This window comes from Vibrio sp. 10N.222.55.C7, assembly GCF_041473335.1.
GTDB classification, from domain to species: domain Bacteria; phylum Pseudomonadota; class Gammaproteobacteria; order Enterobacterales; family Vibrionaceae; genus Vibrio; species Vibrio crassostreae_C.
The window spans coordinates 8,462-31,517 of record NZ_JBFRSC010000040.1; the positions used below are offsets into that span (position 1 = coordinate 8,462).

At 45.6% G+C, this 23,056-nt stretch carries 20 protein-coding genes and 1 tRNA gene; 9 read left to right on the forward strand and 12 right to left on the reverse strand.

What is annotated here, in order from left to right; genetic code table 11:
- Positions 1-15: 15 nt before the first annotated feature.
- Positions 16-100 (forward strand) — tRNA-Tyr (locus AB4482_RS14490).
- 502 nt (positions 101-602) lie between these two features.
- Here AB4482_RS14490 and AB4482_RS14495 read toward each other — a convergent pair.
- Positions 603-1,511, reverse strand: a complete 909-nt coding sequence (locus AB4482_RS14495; RefSeq protein WP_371721892.1) for a Tim44 domain-containing protein — start codon at positions 1,509-1,511, stop codon at positions 603-605.
- 196 nt (positions 1,512-1,707) lie between these two features.
- On the opposite strand from AB4482_RS14495, the gene AB4482_RS14500 reads away from it, so the two are divergent.
- The 3 genes from AB4482_RS14500 (at position 1,708) to AB4482_RS14510 (ending at position 5,257) form a co-directional block, all read left to right on the forward strand.
- Positions 1,708-2,298 carry a TetR/AcrR family transcriptional regulator gene (locus tag AB4482_RS14500; RefSeq protein WP_048613073.1) on the forward strand — a complete coding sequence of 197 codons (591 nt, stop codon included), beginning with the start codon at positions 1,708-1,710 and terminating at the stop codon, positions 2,296-2,298.
- 17 nt (positions 2,299-2,315) lie between these two features.
- A complete protein-coding gene (locus AB4482_RS14505; RefSeq protein WP_372181116.1) occupies positions 2,316-4,190 on the forward strand; it encodes an MFS transporter in 1,875 nt (624 codons plus the stop codon).
- A gap of 146 nt (positions 4,191-4,336) precedes the next feature.
- Entirely contained in the window at positions 4,337-5,257 is a 921-nt protein-coding gene (locus AB4482_RS14510; protein WP_017060176.1) for a YeiH family protein, read from the forward strand.
- Positions 5,258-5,390: 133 nt separating this feature from the next.
- Here AB4482_RS14510 and AB4482_RS14515 read toward each other — a convergent pair whose 3' ends face one another.
- Together AB4482_RS14515 and AB4482_RS14520 are read right to left on the reverse strand one after the other, a co-directional pair.
- Positions 5,391-5,558: a hypothetical protein gene (locus tag AB4482_RS14515; protein WP_372181118.1), complete on the reverse strand. Its 168-nt coding sequence runs from the start codon at positions 5,556-5,558 to the stop codon at positions 5,391-5,393.
- Positions 5,559-5,664: 106 nt separating this feature from the next.
- Positions 5,665-6,543, reverse strand: a complete 879-nt coding sequence (locus AB4482_RS14520; RefSeq protein ID WP_017064076.1) for a LysR substrate-binding domain-containing protein — start codon at positions 6,541-6,543, stop codon at positions 5,665-5,667.
- A 193-nt stretch (positions 6,544-6,736) separates the two neighbouring features.
- Here AB4482_RS14520 and nagE point away from each other — a divergent pair, with 193 nt between their 5' ends.
- A complete protein-coding gene (gene nagE / locus AB4482_RS14525; RefSeq protein WP_017064077.1) occupies positions 6,737-8,182 on the forward strand; it encodes an N-acetylglucosamine-specific PTS transporter subunit IIBC in 1,446 nt (481 codons plus the stop codon).
- A 124-nt stretch (positions 8,183-8,306) separates the two neighbouring features.
- On the opposite strand, the gene menE is transcribed toward nagE, so the two are convergent.
- The 6 genes from menE to AB4482_RS14555 form a co-directional block, all read right to left on the reverse strand.
- On the reverse strand, positions 8,307-9,743 hold the full coding sequence (gene menE / locus AB4482_RS14530; RefSeq protein WP_017060172.1) for an o-succinylbenzoate--CoA ligase: 1,437 nt from the start codon (positions 9,741-9,743) through the stop codon (positions 8,307-8,309).
- Positions 9,744-9,807: 64 nt separating this feature from the next.
- On the reverse strand, positions 9,808-10,815 hold the full coding sequence (gene menC / locus AB4482_RS14535) for an o-succinylbenzoate synthase (protein WP_017060171.1): 1,008 nt from the start codon (positions 10,813-10,815) through the stop codon (positions 9,808-9,810).
- A 75-nt stretch (positions 10,816-10,890) separates the two neighbouring features.
- Positions 10,891-11,757 (reverse strand): 1,4-dihydroxy-2-naphthoyl-CoA synthase, encoded by an 867-nt coding sequence (gene menB / locus AB4482_RS14540; RefSeq protein ID WP_017060170.1) that lies wholly within the window; start codon positions 11,755-11,757, stop codon positions 10,891-10,893.
- 102 nt (positions 11,758-11,859) lie between these two features.
- The gene (menH, locus tag AB4482_RS14545) at positions 11,860-12,660 is read right to left on the reverse strand and encodes a 2-succinyl-6-hydroxy-2,4-cyclohexadiene-1-carboxylate synthase (protein ID WP_048661466.1); all 801 of its coding nucleotides are present in this window, start codon (positions 12,658-12,660) and stop codon (positions 11,860-11,862) included.
- A 9-nt stretch (positions 12,661-12,669) separates the two neighbouring features.
- Positions 12,670-14,394: a 2-succinyl-5-enolpyruvyl-6-hydroxy-3-cyclohexene-1-carboxylic-acid synthase gene (menD, locus tag AB4482_RS14550; RefSeq protein ID WP_372181120.1), complete on the reverse strand. Its 1,725-nt coding sequence runs from the start codon at positions 14,392-14,394 to the stop codon at positions 12,670-12,672.
- Positions 14,391-15,698, reverse strand: a complete 1,308-nt coding sequence (locus AB4482_RS14555) for an isochorismate synthase MenF (RefSeq protein WP_372181122.1) — start codon at positions 15,696-15,698, stop codon at positions 14,391-14,393. Before AB4482_RS14555 ends, menD begins: the two co-directional genes overlap by 4 nt.
- A gap of 296 nt (positions 15,699-15,994) precedes the next feature.
- Here AB4482_RS14555 and AB4482_RS14560 point away from each other — a divergent pair, with 296 nt between their 5' ends.
- The 3 genes from AB4482_RS14560 (at position 15,995) to AB4482_RS14570 (ending at position 19,380) form a co-directional block, all read left to right on the forward strand.
- Positions 15,995-17,227, forward strand: a complete 1,233-nt coding sequence (locus AB4482_RS14560; RefSeq protein ID WP_048613093.1) for a pyridoxal phosphate-dependent aminotransferase — start codon at positions 15,995-15,997, stop codon at positions 17,225-17,227.
- A 169-nt stretch (positions 17,228-17,396) separates the two neighbouring features.
- Entirely contained in the window at positions 17,397-17,981 is a 585-nt protein-coding gene (gene yfbR, locus AB4482_RS14565) for a 5'-deoxynucleotidase (RefSeq protein WP_017080360.1), read from the forward strand.
- 55 nt (positions 17,982-18,036) lie between these two features.
- A complete protein-coding gene (locus AB4482_RS14570; protein ID WP_048616031.1) occupies positions 18,037-19,380 on the forward strand; it encodes an anti-phage deoxyguanosine triphosphatase in 1,344 nt (447 codons plus the stop codon).
- A 26-nt stretch (positions 19,381-19,406) separates the two neighbouring features.
- Here AB4482_RS14570 and AB4482_RS14575 read toward each other — a convergent pair whose 3' ends face one another.
- Positions 19,407-20,006 (reverse strand): tRNA-uridine aminocarboxypropyltransferase, encoded by a 600-nt coding sequence (locus AB4482_RS14575; RefSeq protein ID WP_372181124.1) that lies wholly within the window; start codon positions 20,004-20,006, stop codon positions 19,407-19,409.
- A gap of 9 nt (positions 20,007-20,015) precedes the next feature.
- Here AB4482_RS14575 and rrtA point away from each other — a divergent pair, with 9 nt between their 5' ends.
- On the forward strand, positions 20,016-20,564 hold the full coding sequence (gene rrtA, locus AB4482_RS14580) for a rhombosortase (RefSeq protein ID WP_102432831.1): 549 nt from the start codon (positions 20,016-20,018) through the stop codon (positions 20,562-20,564).
- Here the strand turns inward: rrtA and AB4482_RS14585 are convergent.
- Positions 20,555-20,854 carry a ComEA family DNA-binding protein gene (locus AB4482_RS14585; protein WP_102432832.1) on the reverse strand — a complete coding sequence of 100 codons (300 nt, stop codon included), beginning with the start codon at positions 20,852-20,854 and terminating at the stop codon, positions 20,555-20,557. The two genes, rrtA and AB4482_RS14585, sit on opposite strands and share 10 nt — an antisense overlap.
- Positions 20,855-21,100: 246 nt before the next feature.
- Positions 21,101-22,966 (reverse strand): peptidylprolyl isomerase, encoded by a 1,866-nt coding sequence (ppiD, locus tag AB4482_RS14590; protein WP_372181126.1) that lies wholly within the window; start codon positions 22,964-22,966, stop codon positions 21,101-21,103.
- Between the last annotated feature and the right edge of the window lie 90 nt (positions 22,967-23,056).

Here is a 23,056-nt window from a genome sequence, read left to right on the forward strand (position 1 = left end):
AGTAAGACACACCCTGGAGGGGTTCCCGAGTGGCCAAAGGGAGCAGACTGTAAATCTGCCGGCACTGCCTTCGATGGTTCGAATCCGTCTCCCTCCACCATATTCTCCTTAATTGGAAAATCGAAAAGCCAACTCATTGAGTTGGCTTTTTTCGTTTCTGAGCTTTATCTCTTACTAAACGTGTCTTCTAAAACAACCCTCAACTTCCTAAACACTAACCCGCTACTACAAATAACTAATCGAGCTAAATCATTCAAACATCAGTGATCCCATACTTCAGCATGACGCTCACAAACCAGATAAGCAGCGCAGCCTAAACAATTGCTCGATACATGTTCTTCGCATTCGTTCGCAATTATCTGTTTCTGCTGCAAAGTAACCTCAGGCTCCAATACGGGTTCAAAGAACTTTGTCATTACTCATTACATCCAATAAAATCAGTTAGTTAGTTAGTTAGTTAGTCTCAGGTTAATCCAATCTTTAACTAAGATACATATCATTAGACGCAAAAAAGCCCCTGCTGATTTCTCAGCAGGGGCTTTCTATTATTTGGTGTTATTCCGAATAACTACATCCTATTGATGTTGAGTTAAATCCTGGAATTAACCTTGAATACCAACAATTAACCAAGGTGCATTGTTAGTTGTTAGGTCACGCTCTAGATGCCAGATATCAGTGATATCTTCTTCAACGCCATCCGCTGTGTCACGGTAACGACCGCTAAACTGAAGGCTTAGCTGTGCTTTGCTACCATCGTGGTCTGCGCGAACTATTTCAGCATCAACGTACATTACGTCTGTGTGCTGAGCACCGTCTAGCTTATTACGCTCAGCTTTTAGGTCTTCAAATAGGCTTGGAGATACGTATTCTTCAATCGTGTTTAGCTCGTTGTGATTCCATGCACCTTGCAGTGTACGGTAGTGCTCACGAGAACCATTGATGAATGCCGCTTGATCAAAGCCCGGTGGGTAGTTATGTGGAACATCGCTTTGTGCACCAAAACCGAAACCACCAGCAGCGCCTTGTGATTGAGGTTGTGTTTGCTCGAAGTTATGAACATTTGGTTGTTGCTTAGGTTGTTCAAACTTGTTCTGACCCATGCCGCCGAATGCTGGCTGTTGACCACGTGCATTCTGCTGATTCATTGAGCCCTGCTTCGCGCCCAACATTCCGCGTAGGAATTTAAACGCTAGGAAAGCAATCAGACCCATAATCAGAATATCCATGAACTGGATACCTTCAAATGCGCCACCAAAGAATGCAGCTAAAAGACCACCAGCAAGTAAACCACCTAGCAGACCGCCCATAAGGCCTTTCTTGCTAGAGTTAGCTGCTGTGTTCTTACCCGTTTGATCTTGACGGATCGAATTCGTGTTTTGTTGTTTTGGTGCTGGAGCCGTTTTAAAGCTTTTGCCAAATGACTTACCACCACCAAACTTTTTCGCTTCCGCGATTGGCGTCACCGCGACTGTTACCAACAGGATCGCGACTAGTGAGAAAAATCGTTTCATTATTATCCTTTATAGGTTTTTTATCTTTCGACACCTTAATCATACTCGTTAACAAAGAACAATGAAATATTCACCGTGTTTACACATGTATCATAATATTGCGGCTATTAATTGATTACTAAACTAGCGAAGGGATTGACGGCACTCTGGGGCAGCATTAAAATATTGAACGATGTTCATTTAATAGAAAGTACCCATGGCAAGACGAAACGATCATACTCGCGAACAATTAGTGCAATTAACCTTAAAAACGGTGACCGACTTCTTAGAAGAGCACTCTTATCACGAGCTAAGTCTACGTAAAATCGCCAATATGATTGGTTACGTTCCAAGTACCTTAGTAAATGTATTTGGTAATTACAACCTACTGCTTTTGCATGTGGTCGCTCAAACATTAGATGAACTGGCGTCAGAATCCGCTGCAACTGTTGAACAATCGAGCAACCCTCAACAAGCTCTATTCAACCTTGCCTACTGCTACCACGATTTTGCACAGAGACACCCTCACCGTTGGCAGCTTATCTTTGAGCACAACATGAACGGTGAAAACCTTCCTGAATGGCAATCGAACCGCATCGATAGAATGACAGGCATGCTAGAACAGTTGCTAGTAGCGATTGCTCCTGAACATACGAAAAGCGAAGTCGTTAAAGCCAGCCGTGTATTATGGTCTGGAGTACACGGAATTACTCTACTTAGCGTTGATGATAAATTTTTCGCCTCTGAGCCTATTGATGGTAAAGAGCTGATCAATAACCTAGTCTCAAACTACTTAACCAACTGGTAATCATCCAAGGAAAGACAATGAACAACAGCAGCCAATCTTCGCTGTTAACGCAAAAAAGGTTCCTACCCTACTTTATTACCCAATTTCTAGGAGCCTTTAACGACAACATATTCAAAAATGTCCTGTTACTGTTTGTTGCTTTCGCAAGCGTAGACACGCTGCCTATTTCCAGCAATCTATTCATTAATTTGGCCGCTGGCCTTTTTATTCTGCCCTTCTTCCTATTTTCAGCTTTGGCTGGTGTACTGGCCGACAAATACGAAAAATCGTGGTTTATCCGTAAAGTTAAGCTCCTCGAAGTAGTGATCATGTCACTGGGTGCGATCGGATTCATCTACGAAAGCTACGGAATATTACTTCTGCTCCTGTTCCTTATGGGAACGCAGAGTGCTTTCTTTGGCCCGGTGAAATACGCCCTGCTTCCACAACAATTAGAAACAAAAGAACTGGTATCTGGTAACGCTCTCGTCGAGACAGGTACATTCTTAGCGATCCTGATTGGTACTCTCGGCGCAGGCATCATTGCATCTGAAGAAGGCGCGAAGCTCATTGCTGCGGTGTGTATTGTTTCGTTCGCCGTGCTTGGCTATGTATCAAGCTGGTTTATCCCACAAGCGCCAAGTAATGCACCAGACCTTAAAGTAAAGTGGCAACCTGTAAAACTGACCCGCGCGACACTGGCGATTGCAAAAAAAGATCGCCCGACCTTTCAAGCTCTGATGTCTATCAGCTGGTTCTGGTTCCTTGGTGCGGCTTACCTAACTCAGTTTCCCAACTTCACTAAACTGCATCTAAACGGCACTGAAAGCTCCGTCGCCTTTTTACTGGCACTATTCTCGGTAGGCATTGCAATCGGCTCTTTAGCTTGTGATAAGTTATCTAATCACCGAATTGAAATCGGCATCGTGCCAATGGGCAGCTTAGGTATCTCGATCTTCGGTCTTCTGATGGCGATATCCATCCCGGAGTCTTTGCCTGACTTTAGTTCTTTCCATCAATTCGTAACCTACTCAGAGCTGTGGCCACTGTTTGCTTACCTTCTGCTTCTGGGTATCTCTGGTGGTGTCTTTATTGTTCCTCTGTATTCACTGATGCAGTTACGTGCCAAGCCCGACGAGCGTGCCCAAGTGATTGCCGGGCTCAATATCTACAACTCACTGTTCATGGTGGGAAGTGCGGTATTAGGTATTGTTTGCCTTAGTGTTCTAGATCTTTCAATTCCGCAGCTGTTTATCTTGCTCGCAGTGGGCAACACTTTGGTGATGCTGTACCTGTTTTATCAGGTGCCTATCTACGCTTTCCGCTTCTTTACGTGGGTGGTCACTCACACCATGTACAGAGTTAAACATAAGAACTTACATCACCTGCCAGAAAAGGGCGGTGCGTTGATTGTCTGCAACCATGTGAGTTATATGGATGCACTGCTGCTGAGTGCGGTTTGCCCTCGCTTGATCCGTTTTGTGATGGAAGAGGATTACACCAAGTTGCCGCCAATTCGACGCTTCTTGAAAAGAGCTGGGGTGATTCCAATCTCCGCGACCAACCGCAACTCGATTCGAAACGCTTTCAAAGAAGTAGAGCGTGCCCTGCATGAAGATCACATCGTGTGTATTTTCCCAGAAGGAAAGCTCACCTCTAATGGCGAAATGGCTGAGTTCATGCGTGGTATGGAGCTGATCATCAAACGTTCCCCTGTCCCAGTGATTCCTATGGCTCTTAAAGGATTATGGGGTAGCTACTTTAGTCGTTACAAAGGCCGTGCCTGCAAAGGGTTACCCACTCGCTTCTGGACTAAGCTAGAGATAGAAGCTGGCGAGCCGATTTCACCTAAACAAGCCTCTTGTGAAACGCTTCGACAGTCAGTCTCTGACCTTCGCGGATCATTACGCTAGTTAACCAGCCCTTTATTCATATCAGTTGAACAAGCGTTAAGTTTTCCTTAACGTTTGTTCAATTCATTTAGACTTACTTATCATTTTATTGAACGTATAGTGGTCTCATCACAATAACGCCACAACAAAACAAGACTCTAAATACAATGAACCTAAAAAAGTCCGTTCCATTTTATCTTGCTGCACTGTTTTGCTTAACGCCTTGGGTTAGCTCACCGACAGCCCTGGTTATCGGTTTCCTGCTTGCTAGTTTAGGATTAGTCCCTGAACACTTGGAAGTCGGCAAGCTTACCAAAAAGCTACTGGCCTACTCTATTGTTGGCTTGGGTTTTGGTATTCAGTTTGAAAAAGCATTAGCAGTAACAGGCGATGGTATTGGGCTCATTGTAACTACGATTATCGGTACATTAGTCATTGGTTGGTTCTTGGCGAAACAAATGGGGCTAGACCGCACTACGGGCTATCTTATATCTTCTGGTACCGCGATTTGTGGTGGTAGCGCGATAGCAGCAGTGGCACCCGCGATCAAAGCAGACGATGAACAGATTGGCTTGGCATTAGCTACCGTATTCGTGTTGAACTCGGTTGCTCTATTCTTATTCCCGATGATTGGTCACGCGCTTGAGCTCAGCCAACAAACATTTGGTACTTGGGCAGCGATAGCGATTCACGATACGTCTTCTGTAGTAGGTGCAGCTTCAGCGTATGGCGAAGAAGCACTGACGACAGCGACAACATTGAAGCTCGCTCGCGCACTTTGGATCATCCCAATCGCTTTAATTAGTGCGATGATCTTCAAGAACGATCAAAAGAAGATTACGGTTCCCTACTTCATTTTCTTCTATTGCGCCGCTATCGCGGTGAGTGACTTACTGCCACAATTTGAGATGGTCTATCAAGGAATCTTTGATGTGTCTAAGCGAGCACTGGTCGTGTGTTTGTTCTTAATTGGCTGTGGTATTTCAGTTGAGAAGTTAAAAGCGGCAGGGCCGAAACCACTGATGTTTGGTATTACAATGTGGGTCATGATCTCAACGGGTTCATTGGCGTGGTTAACTCTCGCTTAGCCCGCATAGAAACGCTTTAGATGATTGTCTGGTTACCTAGACACTCGGGTTAGCGAGCAGAAAAACAAAAAGGCAAAGCTCCAATGGGCTTTGCCTTTATCGTTTGTGGTAAGGGTATTCTTTGTTGTAACAATCACGAATCAAACAGGGGCTTATCACTCTTCTTGCTCTCTCTTTTCATTAAAACAAGTACCACAACCAACACAAATGCGGTGAGCTCAGCCAACGAACGAGTCAACCCTGACGAAGTAACCGCTTGGCCTATCTGCAGTAAAACCGCAATGGTGAGGGCAATTTTCATAATAAGACCTTATTCTATAATCCGTTATTTATATGGCTTATTATGATGGATGGTTATAAAGATAATAAATTCTGTTTTGAACTATCTAATTGCTAAATTAACTAACCTAACGCAACTGCCCTTCTAACCACTTAATAAAGGTTCTTACCTTAGGTCGTTTTTCCGTGCCTAACGGGCAGATTAAGTCATACCCTTGGTCTGTATCCATGCTCGGATAAGGTGTTATGAGCTCGCCAGTCTGAACATACTGCTTAACAAAATGATAGCGCCCCATCGCGACACCGATATTGCTGAGGGCACTTCTTACGCCCATATCCCGGTGGCTCACACAGTAAAATTGCTCAAACAAGTTCACATCTAAGCCGTGGTGTTTAATCCAACGCTGCCATACATCTGACCCTAGTGCATGAATGAAATTAATCCGGTGCAGCGATTCTAAGCCATCATCAAAGATGTCGTGTTCAGCCGCGTAACTCGGTGTACATACCGGAATATACTTTTCACCAAACAGGCGCTGTCGATGCATGTCTTTGAGATTTTCAGCACCATAGTAAATAGCGACATCGAGATGATTTTGATGAAAATCCTGCTCTTCTTGCGAGAAAATATTGAGATTAAACTTTGGGTATCGCTGTTTAAAATCAGCCAACCTCGGCAGTAACCAACTGTTGGCAAATGCAGGACTGGTACCGATATTGATCTGTCCATACAAGTCTGTGTTGGTAATGTCTTCGATCTCACCAAAAATAGAGCTTAACGACTTGGATAACGTTCGTTGAAAGCGCTGACCTTCTTCCGTTAGTTCCAGTTTACGAGTCCCTCGCACAAACAAGTTAAATCCGAGTTCACCTTCTAACACTTTGATTCGATGGCTAACGGCTCCCTGAGTCAAATGCAACTTTCTAGCCGCTAGCGTAAAGCTCATTTTCTCTGCAGCAACATTAAAAGTATGAAGATTTCTAAGTAAAGATTGATGGTTAGCCATACGAACTCATGCATTAAAAATTTTAATTCATACTACTACCCGTTTCGTTTGTTTGCATTAAGAAATAAGTTTTTAATAACCGCAGTTACTTAAAATCCTGCCTCGATCAATATTTGACTCCATACGTTGACGAGCAGAAACATTAAAAAAATTAATTACAAACTTAGGGGCACATATGAATATACTCGGGTATATGCAAAAAGTAGGTAAGGCATTGATGGTTCCCGTAGCCACACTGCCAGCTGCAGCAATCCTTATGGGGATCGGCTATTGGTTGGATCCTGTTGGTTGGGGTTCTGAAAGTATCTTAGCCGCATTCTTGATCAAATCTGGTGGCGCGATCATCGACAACATGGCGGTTCTATTCGCGGTGGGTGTCGCATTTGGTTTGAGCCGTGATAAGAATGGTTCTGCGGCACTGTCTGGCTTTGTGATGTTCCTCGTCGTCACCACGCTACTTGCTCCGGGCTCTGTTGCTCAGTTAATGGATGTTGAACTCAGTGAAGTGCCTGCGGCATTTGGCAAAATCAGCAACCAATTCGTAGGTATCATTGTGGGTATCATCTCTGCTGAGATCTACAACCGCTACTCAACGGTTGAACTTCCTCAAGCTCTAGCGTTCTTCAGCGGTAAGCGTTTGGTTCCTATCCTGACCTCAATCGCAGGTATGGCTCTCTCTTTTGCTCTACTTTACATCTGGCCAGCTGTTTACGACGCTCTGATCGTTCTGGGTATTAAACTAGAAAGCATGGGTGCGGTGGGTGCTGGTCTGTTTGGTTTCTTCAACCGTTTGTTCCTATCAGTAGGTATGCACCACGCTCTTTACCCTGTGTTCTGGTTCGACGTTGTTGGTATTAACGACATTCCAAACTTCTTAGGCGGCGCGCAATCTATCGCTAACGGTACGGGTATTCCAGGTAAAACTGGCATGTACCAAGCGGGCTTCTTCCCTATCATGATGTTTGGCCTACCAGCAGCAGCATTGGCGATGTATCACTGTTCTGATGCGAAAAACAAAAACCAAGTATTCGCAATCATGCTTGCGGCAGCTATGGCTTCATTCTTCACGGGTATCACAGAGCCACTAGAATTCAGCTTCATGTTCCTAGCACCCGTGTTGTTCCTACTGCACGCAGTATTAACAGGCCTATCGCTTTACATTGCAGCAAGCATGGAATGGATGGCAGGCTTCGGCTTCTCTGCTGGTTTCGTTGACCTAGTACTATCAAGCCAAAACCCACTCGCGGTTAACTGGTACATGCTACTGGTTCAAGGTGTGGTGTTCTTCGCGCTTTACTACGGTATTTTCCGCTTCGCTATCATCAAGTTCAACCTACGTACTCCAGGTCGTGGTGAAGAGATGGAAGCAGAAAAAGAAACTGAAACGCCAGAAGCATTGGCTAACCTAACCAACAGCTACATTGAAGCGGTTGGCGGTGCAGACAACATTCTAGAAGTCGATAACTGTATTACTCGTCTACGCTTAACTGTGAAAGACTCAGGTGCAGCAGACAGCGAGAAACTGAAGAAACTCGGTGCGGCAGGTGTGGTACCGGTTGGGAAAGGTGGTCTACAAGTTATCATTGGTCTAGGTAAGGTAGATAAAGTCGCTGAACAAATGAAGAAGGCACTCGCTTAACGCCAAATCTTGAATGACACGATAAATAATTAGAATTTGTGACGGCTTCACCACCGTCACACCCCCCTGAAGCGCAATTACGACTAGTCACCGTGTATTGCGCTTCATTTTATTGCTCTTCGCTCTATTTAGAACGGGTCTGCTGTAACCACTGCGCCAATCCAGCGCGCGAAACCTTAATACCATGTTGTTCCTGCTGAGGCATTCGATAATACTCAATAGGAAATTTGAACCGTTCAAGACGACCAGTTAACTGCTCGATAAACCACTCTTTGGTTGGCAACTCAGCACAATCGACAATCGCTGCAGGTCGAAATCCGAACTCATCATCTTCAATGGGAACAATAAAAGCCTGATTAACCTCAGACAATTGATTGAGTACTCGCTCAATTTCTTCGCAATGAATGTTCTCACCACCAGAAATAAACTGGTTGTCGGCACGGCCAATAATCGACACTTGTTCGCCAAGCCACTCACCAAGATCTTTGCTATCAAACCAACCGCTCTTATCAACTAATGGCGTTAAGTTACCTTGATAGTAATACCCGGACGCGAGCGTCTCGCCACCAATAAAGATACGTTGTTCTTCAATTTTTAGCTGGCGATGGTTAAGGACAAAACCGGCGGTGCTGCCGGCATCAACGGGCTTCGCAGTCACGGTTGAAGCCGCTTCAGTCATGCCGTATCCAAGCCATGTTTCGATGCCCATTTGTTGAGCTTCGAGCCCAAGTGCTTCTGGTATATGACTACCACCCAAAAGTACATGCGTTAAAGTAAGTGCTTGCTTACTCTTTAACAATCGATGTAGTTGAGTAGCGACCAATGAAGCATGACTGCATTCTTCTATATCGGTTTCAAGCTGACCTGTGCCTATTTTGATGCAACCACCAGCCGCCAACCAACGATGAACTATCGCCAGCCCCGACACATGGTACATAGGTAAACTCAGTAACCACGTGTCACCTTGTTGATAACGAAACACCTCAAGCAGCCCTGACGCAGAGCATAGGTGCTGCTCAAGTGTATGAGCGACCGCTTTTGGGTTTCCGGTAGAACCTGAAGTGAATACGATGCTCGCTAGATTTTGCGGATTGAAATTGGATTCTTGAGGTGTCGTTATCTGCTCATCATCACCATCAAACTTCAGTTCACTTAGGCAAGGCAAGGTCACCAACTGAGTATTCAAATCGGCAGTCTCTGATTGCTCTATTCCGCTATTGCCCAAGAGCCAAAGGTAGCTCTGTTGATCTGCTTGATATAAGGAATCGAGCTTTTGCTTCAGGCGTAAACTAGGCTGAGGCATCGTAAACGCACAAACCACACCCAAATTGAGTGCGGCAAGATAAACAGGGATCACTTCAGCTTGATTCTTACCAACAATCGTCAGTACATCACCTTCAGATAGGCCTTGATGAGATAGCTGTTGTTGGTACTCACTAACCAACACAAACACTTGCTGCCAAGTATAAGTGCGGTGAGTGGTCACTAACGCTGGTTGAAGTGGGTTTTGCTGCGCCCACTTTACCCAGAGCGGGGGATGATTAGATTGTGGGCGCATCATATGATAACCAAAAATAGATTAAGAACTTGTTAAGCTAACTAAATAGCCATTCAAATAGCTCGGTCTAAGAAGACCAAATCAATTGTTGCTTTTCAAGCGTAGAGACAGGCAACTGACAGCCCGGCCAAGAAACCTCTAGCTGCTGCTTGAACAAGCCAATCGTATCCAACCCCGGCACTTCATTTGGCAAATATTGCTGCGCCAGACGAGCAATCTGAGTCAGACCTAGGCTCGACTCAATGCTTGAGCTCAATACAGGTTTCATTCCAAGCTTCTGTGCTCGCTCAATGATTGCCACGCAACGCTCGACAGAACCAATAAGAGTTGGCTTGATCACGACTGCTTTAACACCAGTAAGGTCGCTAAGATCAAATTCCGGGCTGCGCACCGCTTCTTGCAGTGTCTCGTCCCACGCAATCGCCACACCATGGTCAATGGCAAAGGCCAAACTGTCTTCTGGCTTTTGGCAAGGCTCTTCGATAAAGCTTATACGCTGGCGCATTGACGGCGAAATGTATTTAATGAATTGCTTCGCTTTCTCTGGCTTCCACGCACGGTTGGCATCAAGTCTTAGAGTCAAATCAGGGATCGACTCAAGGAATAAGCTAACCAACATGCCATCGCGAATCGCTTCGTAGAGGCCGACTTTCACTTTCGCGACCTTCTCGCCTACCATCTCATTCAATACAGGAATCAGTTCATCTGGATCGCCTGTACACAAAGGCGCCGCTTGGTAGTTACCTTGAGCGTTAAGATCGCCTCGCAATTCCATCATCGCCATTGAAAAGCCAAACGCGACAGAAGGATACAGCTCGTCGAAAGGCGTTTGAGGCTTATTGTGGCTCCAAAGCTCTAATTCGTGTTGAAGCTGAATGCCAGCTTGTTCGGCATCTTCTTGGCTAAAACCGGGCAAAGGCGCAACTTCGCCAAAACCAGTTTTACCATCACACTCAAGTTGGATGATATAGCCAACACGTTCGTTCAACTTATTGTCACGAAGAACCACACCACTATCCATAGGTAATTGATAACGGTAAAGTTTAGCGTGACGCTGAGAATTCACTGAGTTCATAAAGTTTCCTAAAAAACGGGGAACATCAAAACAAAACGAGCCGCTATTAGCGACTCATTTTGAAGAGGAGAAAGACTATGGATTACGCGGGAACTTGTCGAAGTCCGGTCGACGTTTCTCGTTGAATGCGTTGCGGCCTTCTTGGCCTTCCTCTGTCATGTAGAACATCATGGTTGCGTTACCAGCCAACTCTTGTAAGCCTGCTTGACCATCACAGTCAGCGTTCAGTGCCGCTTTCAAGCAACGCAGTGCCATTGGGCTGTGTTGAAGCACTTCACGACACCAACGAACTGTCTCTTTTTCTAGGTCAGCAACAGGAACAACGGTGTTTACAAGGCCCATGTCCAGTGCTTCTTGTGCATCGTAGAAGCGGCACAAGAACCAGATTTCACGTGCTTTCTTTTGACCTACGATACGAGCCATATAAGAAGCACCCCAACCGCCATCGAAAGAACCCACTTTAGGACCCGTCTGACCGAACTGCGCGTTTTCAGCAGCAATAGTAAGGTCTGCCATCATGTGAAGTACATGACCGCCGCCTACTGCCCAACCCGATACCGCTGCGATAACTGGTTTTGGACAAGTACGAATTTGACGTTGGAAATCAAGTACGTTCAGGTGGTGTGTACCTGAATCATCTTGGTAGCCGCCGTAGTCACCACGAATACTTTGGTCACCACCAGAACAGAACGCCTTCTCACCAAGACCCGTCAAAATGATCACGCCTACTTTCTCGTCGTAACGAGCGTCAGCCAGTGCGTTGATCATCTCTTTTACGGTTTGTGGACGGAACGCATTGTGGACTTGAGGACGTGCAATCGTGATTTTTGCAATACCATCGTCAGATTTGTGGTACTGAATATCTTCGTATTGACTGCTTTCATCGCTCCAGTTAACTGCCGCGTAAAGTTCTTCTTCTGTGATGCCTACTGTTTTAGCCATGGTGATTCCCATTGTTCTATTAGAGACCACGACTAACGAGTAGTCGTGACGGTGTTGCTCTGCTTTTGATAGTGCTTGATACGAGAGAACCGCTCAGTCAGATTAACGACGACTGGCGATACATTGGATTATCAGGTTAGAAAACAGCTCAGGTTGCTCAAAATGAACATTATGACCCGCGTAATCCACCTGACTATATTCAAAGCCACTATTCTCAGCTAGCTCCATGAATTTACGATCTTTTTCTCCACATACATAATGCAATAAATGCTCATGAGATTTCAATGTGGCACGTAAATCCGGTTGCTTAGCTAACGAAGTAGATAACAACATATTTGCTACGGATACTCCAAGGTTACCACTACGCTTTATGACCAAAGTTTGTCTTTGCTCATGATTTAGTGAAGAAAAGACGCTTTGTTGATACCAATCGTCTAAAACATCTTCAATCGACTGCTGTGCAAAGCGAACAGCCCACTGCGTATCATGTACTAACCTTTGTGCTCTTTCTTCATCACATTCCAAGCCAAAGTTGCCACCTTCAATGATGACTTTCTCTAGATTGAGCGTCTCAAAGCAAGGGCTTGTCACCCCATACATTGCGAGCCTTCCGCCCATAGAATACCCAATCACTACGATAGGATAATCGGCAGGAAGATCGTTGAGAGCCAGTTGAGATGTGATGCACTGGACAATTTTCTTGCAGCAATGATCAAACCCTACCGGATCGATAAAGCGACTTTGTCCGTGTCCGGGTAAATCTATGCAAAGGAGAGGAAAATCCTCAAGGAATGGATGACATGCACTCCAATCATCCCCGCTTCCGAGTAAACCATGTAAGAAAACAAGCAAAGGTTTGTCAGAAGAATCTTGTACAGCTGGGTAATAATCGGAGTAAAGCATGTAAAGTCCTTAGGCTAATGCCTCGGTGAGCATTGAACTGAATTGTTTCAGCAAAGTAGACGCTTGTTCGGGAGGCGTCTTAACTTCCACGAGCAAGGTACCCTGACCCTGTTCGAAATGTTGTTCGATAATGTTTTGATAGCAGTTCAAGGTTTCTGGCGCAGCGTACCCCAACTGGAATTGCGCAGCTGCGTGTTCAAAACTGAAACCATGAGGCATTTGATAAAGTGACTGTTTCTGCTGTTCTGGTACCGGCAATAAATCAAAGATCGCACCACCATCATTATTGGTCACAACAATAACCATCGGCGTTAAATTATGAGTCAGCAGAGCCAGTGAGTTGAGGTCGTAAAGCAAAGAAGTATCACCAATCAACATCAATAAGGGATTTTGGTTAGCTTTCACTACACCCGCAGCCGTTGCCACCAAGCCATCAATGCCCGATGCACCACGATTGCTGTAAACCCGATTCGCAGATATTGACGACAGCATATCCACCAGCCTTACCATCAAGCTGTTTCCCACAAACAACTCTCTGTCTTTAAGTCTAGACGACAAGTCAACCGCAACACTCAACTCTGTCAGTTGGTCATTATTGGATATTTGCGCGAATGCAAGTTGCTGAACGGTATTGGCCACCTCGATTAAAGGCGTCGCCCAACCCGAATGTTTGCCTAACAATGTTGGCAGGTGTTGATCTGTTATCCATGACTCAATATTGGCAACAATATGAGTTTGAGGCAGATGGTCTTGATTTATACGGTGCGCATCAGGTGAAACCACGACATATTGCGTGCAATCGAACCAAGCCGCTTGTGACTTAACCCATTGGTTTAATCGCTTAGAAACAATGCGCTCACCAAACTGAAGAATGAAATCACACTGGTTGAGTTGCTCTTTGACTGAGTCACTCTGTAACCACAGATCATAATGCTTCCAATCACTGCTCACGCCCGATTGAGGATCACAGAAAATTGGCCAGCCCAAAGCCGAAGCAAACTGCTGCGCTTTTGTTGCCGCTCCTTTATCAATCGAACCAATAATCACCGCACCTTTACGCGCTAGGTAATCGCCCGGCGCTATCGGCTGTACAGTCAAATGGTTGGGTAAACAGGTATTAGAATACGGGGTTGTTGACGAGCTCCACCCAGCGATACTGTTGGTGTAGTCAGCATACATGTCAGCACTGTTCTTAGAATAGAGCGGCTCTGGGAACGGACAATTGATGTGAATCGCACCGCCCACATTGCGTTGTTTCGCAAGCGCGCTATCAACCGATGTCAGAAGCCAATTCAAAGAAATCTGTGTGGTTGGGCTTGGTAGGTTTAAAGCACTTTCTACATGGGAAGAAAAGATACCATGCTGCTGAATCGCTTGATTAGCACCACAGTCGACCAAGTCGACTGGTCGATCAGAAGTCAGCAAGATCAGCTTCTCTCGTGTCAGCCCAGATTCAGCCGTCGCAGGAAGCAAATTCGCCACAGCAGTTCCTGATGTCACAATCACCGCAACTGGCTTATCACTTGCTTTTGCTAAACCTAAAGCTAAGAATCCAAGACCACGCTCATCAAAGTGCGTGTGTAAGGTTAACTTGGAGTTGGCTTCAGCTTCGAGAGTTAACGGCGTTGAGCGAGAGCCCGGCGCAACACAAACATGTTCAACGCCATTGCGCGCAAGCTCTTCAAGTAACGTGTGACACCAGACTCTGTTTAATACGGCTTGGTCGTGATTCATGACGCGACACCCAATGGAGGGTGATCTGAAATTAAGCTAAGCAGAGTAGACATCTTCTTGTTCAGCTCTTGCCACTCATGTTCGGCAACCGATCCCGGCACGATCCCCGCGCCAGCAAACAGTTGTACTTGATCGTTTACAATCAAGGCACTGCGAATCGCTACGCAGAATTCCGCTCGCTGATGACTGATATAGCCTACAGACCCTGCATACCAGCCTCGAGCAAACGGCTCGTGTTCTAGAATGAAATCCATCGCCTCTTTACGAGGTAAACCCGCCACCGCAGCAGTTGGTTGTAAGGCAGCAAGCAACTGCACACCATTAACACCATTATTAAGCTGAGCATGGATATTACGCTTCAAATGCTGCACCTTACGCAAGCGCACTAGACGCGCATCCTTTTCAACATGGACCGTTTGAGAATGAGGAGTGAGACGCTCAATGATATCGTCGACCACATACTGGTTCTCATTGAGGTTTTTGCTGTCTTGAGAAAGCCAGTTGGCCAGTTCCATATCCTCAGTAGCGTTCTCTCCGCGACCAATGGTTCCAGCAAGCGCTTCGGTATCGAGCTCCGTACCATGTCGGCTATATAAGCGCTCTGGTGTCGAGCCAATGAAACTGTGTTTAGAATCCAGCACCAACATAAAGTGGAAACTGTGGTGATTTTGCAGATAGCTGGCTTTAAGTAATTGAGCTGCGCAGATAGGCGCATCGAGCTGCAGTGTGGTTTTACGCGCTAAAACGACTTTTTTGTACTCTTCGTCGCTAATGCCTTGCAGCACTTTATCGACAAGGTTGCCCCACTGCTCTCTTTCTGGAACGTGATTGATCTGTTCAATATGGGCAGACAAAGGCGCCAATATCGCGGCTTCTCCAGAAAGCTTATTCAAAGCATTAATAGAAGAAACGCGATCAGGGGACAAATTAACCGCCAGCGACCAAGTATTGTCAAAGCGGATCAATTCAACCTGAGGAAGGAAGAAAAACGACTCCATGCAGCGACGGTTCTTTGCGGTGTGCCCGTCAAACGAGCGTCCACCCCAGATTCGTTGGTCTTCACCAAGAATCGCGTACGCGGGTGCAGGATCTGAAAACGTATGTAACTGTCCGAGCGCAACAACCTCTTCACGAGTGTCGCGTGACTGCCAGTAGAACTTAGGAAAGAGCGGTTGAGCATGAAGCCATTCTATAAATGCAAACGATGGTTTTTGCGTTAGAACTTCAACACAACGAACTTCGCTTGCTTGGGCATTTTGTACTCGCTCAATCAAAGCGGAGATAGTTTGCTGGAAATGTGACAAATCGACCTCGTTCACATCTAAATTATTATTATATTAGTTTGATACTTTATGGGCAGTACCCACTTAGATCAAGAATGTACTATATCTTTTCAACATTCCTGTGATTTTAAGCGATCCCGCCCCTTTATTCATCTTAGCCAATAACCAAGAAAGCGATTAATTAAAATTTAGAAAAGAGTGACAACAAAAAGGCTAAACGTGACACTGAAATGCGACATTCATCAGATTTTTATTCTATCAAACGCCATTTTGCGGTACTTTAATAAAGTATTTAAATTAATTTCAGGAAATCGGCAATGCAAAATATCGGGATGTCGTCAAAACTCAACAGCGTATGCTACGAAATCAGGGGGCCTGTACTCAAACATGCTAAGCGCATGGAAGAAGAAGGGCATAAAATACTAAAGCTTAATATTGGTAACCCCGCCCCATTTGGTTTTGACGCCCCTGATGAAATCCTTGTTGACGTAATCCGTAACCTACCGACATCTCAAGGTTACTGCGACTCAAAAGGCATCTATTCAGCCCGCAAAGCGGTTGTTCAGCACTACCAGAAAAAAGGCCTACGTAACCTTGATGTAGAAGACGTTTACATTGGTAACGGCGCATCAGAGCTTATCGTTATGTCTATGCAAGCGCTACTGGATAATGGTGATGAAATCTTAGTTCCCGCTCCGGACTACCCACTATGGACAGCGTCTGTTGCGCTTTCTGGTGGTACACCGGTTCACTACATGTGTGATGAAGATGCTGATTGGTATCCAGATTTAGACGACATGCGCGCAAAGATCTCACCAAAGACGCGCGGCATCGTTCTTATCAACCCGAACAACCCAACGGGCGCGGTATACAGCCGTGATTTCCTATTACAAGTGGTTGAGATTGCTCGTGAGCACGGTTTGATCATCTTCGCTGATGAAATCTACGACAAAGTACTTTACGACGGTGCGGTACACACTTCAGTAGCAACGCTTGCTGAAGACGTCCTAATGGTCACGTTCAACGGCCTATCTAAAGCTTACCGTGTATGTGGTTTCCGTGGTGGTTGGATGTTCTTAACAGGCCCTAAACATCTAGCGAAAGGCTATGTAGAAGGGCTAGAAATGCTGGCCTCAATGCGTTTGTGTGCCAACGTTCCGATGCAACACGCTATCCAAACTGCACTCGGTGGCTATCAGAGTATCAATGAGCTGATTCTTCCAGGTGGTCGACTGCTTGAACAGCGTGACCGTGCATGGGAACTGATCAACAAGATCCCTGGCGTTTCTTGTGTGAAACCGAAAGGTGCAATGTACCTGTTCCCTAAAATCGACACCAACATGTACAACATCAAAGACGATCAGAAGTTTGTACTCGACTTCCTTAAGCAAGAGAAAGTGTTATTGGTTCAAGGTACTGGCTTCAACTGGCCGAAACCGGACCACTTCCGCATCGTGACTCTGCCGCACATCGAAGATCTAGAAATCGCGATTGGTCGTCTAGAGCGCTTCTTGCAGACTTACAGCCAAGACGACCTCGTCGAAGGTTAATAAGCACAGAGAAAGATGGCTACAATTTGCTGTTTTAAAAGACTTTAACTTGTATTCATTCACTTCTATGCTTAAAAGGCTCCTGTTTAGGAACCTTTTTTGTATCCGCTGTCTCGTATGCCTGTGCAAACACAAAATACGAGTTGAGCACTCTTTAGAAAGGACACTTATGAAGCAGAGCCATTTCTTTGCCCATCTCGCACGTATGAAGCTAATTCAACGTTGGCCCCTGATGCGATCGGTCTCAAGCGAGAACATTTCAGAACATAGCCTACAGGTTGCTTTCGTGGCACACGCTTTAGCGCTGATCAAAAACAAGAAGTTTGATGGTCAGCTTAACCCCGAGCACATTGCTCTGCTTGGCATGTACCACGACACCAGTGAGGTACTGACAGGGGATTTGCCAACGCCTGTTAAATACTACAACCCGGACATTGCACAAGAGTATAAGAAGATAGAAGCCGCAGCAGAACAAAGACTGCTTTCGATGTTGCCAGAAGAGTTCCGAGACGACTTCTCCCCCTTCTTAATATCTGGTACCGCAAGTAAAGAAGAACAAAGCATCGTCAAGCAGGCAGATACTATCTGTGCTTACCTGAAATGCTTGGAAGAGCTCAGTGCGGGCAATCATGAATACGAGCAAGCCAAGCGCCGACTGGAAGAGACACTCGAACAACGCAAAAGCCCAGAAATGGACTACTTTCTCACCACATTTGCGCCGAGCTTTGAATTATCACTAGACGAGATAAGCTAGCTGGGTATAAGTTGTTTTTAATTAGCTAAATAAAATCAATTTGATAGGTGCTATTTTGAATTCTCAACTCGAACCACCCTTTGTACTCGAACAAGAATGGCAGCATCGAAATGACGATGAACACAAAATAAGACGGGATGATCACCGCAGCCCGTATCAACGCGACCGTGCGCGCGTGCTTCACTCTGCTGCCTTTCGTCGCTTACAAGCGAAAACCCAGATCCATGGCACCACGGTCAACGACTTTCACCGAACGCGTCTTACTCACTCTCTTGAGGCCGCTCAGCTTGGCACCGGTATCGTCGCTCAATTGAAGAAAAAGCAACCCGAATTTCGAGACCTATTGCCCTCAGACAGTTTGATTGATTCACTGTGTTTGGCTCACGACATCGGTCATCCACCATACGGACATGGTGGCGAAGTCGCACTCAACTACATGATGCGCGACCACGGCGGCTTTGAGGGCAACGCTCAAACGTTTCGTATTGTCACACAGCTAGAACCTTACACTGAACATCACGGGATGAACCTATCTCGACGCACTTTGTTAGGTCTGATTAAGTACCCTTCTCTGCTTAGTGAGGTTCAAGCTAAATTACAGTCTGAGCCCGTTAAGCATCAACGACAGCTCCGTGCTAAAGATTGGATGCCAGCAAAAGGCATCTACGATCATGATGAAGAACTGTTTAACTGGGTGCTTGAGCCGCTTTCAAGCAGCGACCAACAGCTCCTAAAACAGAAAAGAAAAACACACACCGAGCCACTTGAACATAACAAGACCAAATATAAGTCGCTGGATTGTTCGATCATGGAGTTGGCTGATGACATCGCGTATGGCGTGCATGATTTAGAAGATGCGATTGTGCTTGGTTCTGTGACCAAAGCCCAGTGGGTCGAATCGGCTTATCCTCAACTGAAAGAGATGGCCGACCCATGGATTTGTGAACACCTAGATTCTATTACAGAGATGCTTTTCTCTGGTGAACAGTATCGTCGAAAGGATGCCATTGGTGGGATAGTCAACGCCCTGTTGACCAGCATCTCGATTAAGCGAGTGGATGCTAACTTTGAGAATGTGCTTTTGGCTTACAATGCGGTGCTTGAACCGAGCATGGATGGCACACTCGATAAGCTGAAACACTTTGTCAGCGAGTTCGTGATTCAAGTGCCACAGGTTCAAGTCATCGAATACAAAGGCCAACAGATCATCATGGATATGTTTGAAGCATTCAGCGCAGATCCTGAACGCTTGTTGCCACTGCCCATCAAGAAGCAATGGCTACAGCATCAAGATGAATCAAGAAAAATGCGCGTGATTGCGGATTACATTTCATCGATGACTGATGATCTTGCGCAGAAGATGCATCAGCAATTGTTCTCGGCTCATACCGAGTTTTAATTCCTGACTCACTTTACTAAAACGGCTTAATCTAAGTAGTTTTTCTCAAATACACCCGGCGGCATTTGATTGATTTGAAACTGAATCATTTGGTCAAATGCCATTAGCAAAGGGCTAAAATCGCCATCACTCTCTAACAAGCTAAGCAAATGATAGCCAGCTTCAACGGTTGAAAGGCTGTTTTCACTGGGTGCTTTGCGAATTCGGTAATTACCCTTGAGATCTTTGGGTAAGTGGACCGTGTTCAACGCATGCAAGTTATTCGACACTTGCCACACCTTGAATGCTTTCTTCCACGTCCCATCCAATAAAATCACACGTAGCTTCTTGCTTGGGTATGTTGCCGACTCAACAGGCACAGAATTTTCACTTGGGTATAAAATCACATGTTGGTACTGTTCATCGGCCAGCAATGCGTTCAGTTGTTCGTTGTCTGAAAAGTCTTCACCAACAAGCGTCACGCTGTTTTTTAGAGATAACGAGAGAATACGCGCGGTTCCCATCGGACGGTGCTCTTCTGATGGGTGCTGAAGAATGATAAGCTCAACATTCGATTCGAGTGGTGTAACCCACTGACAAATACAAGCTTTCAAAGCCTTGCTGCATTGGGGGCAATAACGAGACATGGATTTAATGTGTACCCTGTTTTAATTTTCACTTCACTTTTATGCGTCTTATTCCAATTTGAGCCAATACAAGCTTGGGTCGTATGGGATAGCAATGCGATTGCCGAGGGGCAATGGTGGCGGATCCTAACAGGAAACTTTTCACATACCAACTACTCGCACCTTCTGATGAATCTAGCAGGCTTATGGATCATCAGCTATCTGTTTCAACCGAGTAAAAAACAGCTTGTTCTTGCTCTGCTTGTGATTAGTCTAGTGACTGGGATCGCTCTGTTGTTTTCGAGTATTCAGATCTATGTTGGCCTATCTGGCACTTTGCATGGGTTGTTTGGCTTATTCGCGCTCAGAGAGGCTTTAAACGGCAGGAAATCTAGTTGGCTATTAGTGTTGGGGTTAGTAGCTAAAATCGCTTGGGAGCAGCTTGTTGGCCCCTCTAGCACGACTGGCGAACTGATTAACGCTCGTGTCGCAATTGAAGCCCACCTAGCAGGTGCTCTGGTCGGGGGCTTCATGGCTATCATTTCATTTCTAATCAACAAAAAAATGGATCAAAGCTGAATTCTTTCACGGTTCTTTTCAACCGTCGCTTCACCTATCCCTTTGACACTCGCCAAATCATCAGCAGTAGTAAATGCCCCGTTCTGCTCTCTGTAGTCGACAATCTCTTGGGCTTTTTTGTCACCAACACCAACCAGTAGTGCTGATAGCTCTTCTGCTGTCGCGGTATTGATGTTAACCGTAATCTCAATGCCATCGTAAAGCTCAGCTTTAGTTGGGCTGTCTGCAAACACTGCAGGGCTTAAGAGCATCAGAAATGAAAGAAGTAGTGTTGAATATATCGTGCGCATAAATCGTTCCTTTGTACAAAAAAGGTAACTTATGCATTTGCAGCACTAGATAACACAATCACCAGACAAAAATAAAGCGGGTCTCCTAAGTGACCCGCTTCGTTATACATCTTGTTTTCATCAGTTTGTTTGTTGGCTCACAAATCTGATTTATCGAATAAACCTAATTTGCAAAACAACAACCATCGCATGTTGACTCTCGGTAGTCAGTAACCAAATAGGCTTAACTACCGAGCTAATCGATGCTTACTGACCTTGGCCTACTACGTAGTATTCAACGTCTGCGTTTTTACGAAGTACGTTTAGTACGTTAGTCAGATCTTGTTGGTTACCAACTCGTTCCAACTGTGCACCAATTTGAGTGCTGTAAGCTGGGTTGATTTCAGCCGTTACCTTAGAAAGCTCAACAACAACGATGTTACCGTCTTGGTCTTTAGATTGACCGAACACAGCTTGGCCTGCTTCTGGTTTCGCTAGAGCGAATACAGATGCTGCTAACGGAGAGTTGCGGTCAATCGTTTCAAGTTCAGTGAACTCAAGATTGTTGTCCGCTAGCACTGCTTCATTGCCTTGCTTTAGTTCGTTCACTAGAGAAACACCTAGTTCAACCGCTTGTTGCTCAGCTTGTACAGCAGACAATGCAGCGACAACTTGATCTTTCACTTCAGCTAGAGGAAGAACTGTCTCGTCACGAGTCTCTTCTACACGAACAACAATTACGTGCTCAGGTGCAACTTCGATAACTTCAGAGTTTAGACCGTCTTCTTTCACTTCAGGGCTCAAGATAGCTTGCATAACTGCAGGCGTCATCAGAACTTCTGGAGCGTCAATTTGAGAGATGAAATCTGTTGTTGTGATCTTCGCATTGATAGCTTCTGCAGAATCATCAAGAGAATCTGGGAATTCAAACGCTACTTTTTCTAGCTCAGTTTGTTGCTCGTAGAACTGGTCTACAGCGTGCTGGTCTAGAAGCTCTTGCTTAATCTCTGCCGCTACTTCAGTGTAAGGCTGAGCTTGAGACGCTTTTAGTTCGTCGAGCTTGATGATGTGGTAGCCGAAATCAGATTTAACTAGACCAGTCGTGTCACCAATATTCTCAAGAGCGAAAGCCGCGCCTTCGAATGCTGGGTCCATCACATCACGTTCGATCCAACCTAGGTCACCGCCAACGTCAGCACTGCCGAAGTCGTCAGATTTCTCTTCCGCTAGCGTAGCAAAATCAGCGCCTGCATTTAGTTCGTCTAGGATAGACTGAGCTTTCGCTTCGTCATCGCCTTGAACTAAGATGTGGCTAACTTTACGTTGCTCTTCAGTTGAGTACTTGTCTAGGTGCTCTTGGTAGTACTTCTGCGCTTCTTCATCGCTTACTTCAAGCTGAGACTTAAGTGCTTCAGCAGAAAGCTCAATGTAAGATACCTTCGCTTGCTCTGGACGAGTGTAAGCTGCAGGGTTCTCTTGGTAGTACTGTTCGATCTGTTCGTCAGTTAGCTCGATGCCTTTCGCAAGGTCAGCAACAGACAGTGTCACTGTGCGAATGTCACGAGTTTGTGCGATAAGCTTGCTCTGAGTATCGATTTCACCTTGAAGAACGAATTCACTGCCTTGAAGTGCAGTCACAAGCTGGTTGCGCATTAGGTCACGACGCATGTATTCAGCGAAGCTCTCTGCGCTGAAACCTGCACGACGTAGTGCCGATTGGTAAACTTCTTGGTCGAATTGACCAGCTGTTTGGAACTGAGGCATTTCTAGAATCATGGTACGGATTTGAGAATCACTGATTCGTAGGCCTAAAGACTCAGCTTGCTGCTCAAGCAGTACATCGTTGATCATGCGATCAAGTACTGATTTACGGAAAGACTCTACGTATGCAGGGTCTGCAAGCATTTGAGCGAAGTAATCGCCAAGTTGAGACTGCATGCGATTACGTTCGTTTTGGTAAGCCTGTTCGAACTCACCACGAGCAATTTCTGTGTTGCCAACTTTAGCTGCTGCGTTGTTACCGCCACCGGTGATGTAGCTGCCTACACCTGCGAATACGAATGACAGGATAATCAACCCAAGGATAATTTTTACCGCGATGCTATTCACGCCTTCGCGTAATCGATCCATCATAATTTAAGTGCTCTCCGGATATGAAGCATTGGCTTCAAAATAAAAATCTATTCACGCGATATTATCAGAAAAAGAAATGCGCATCAGTAG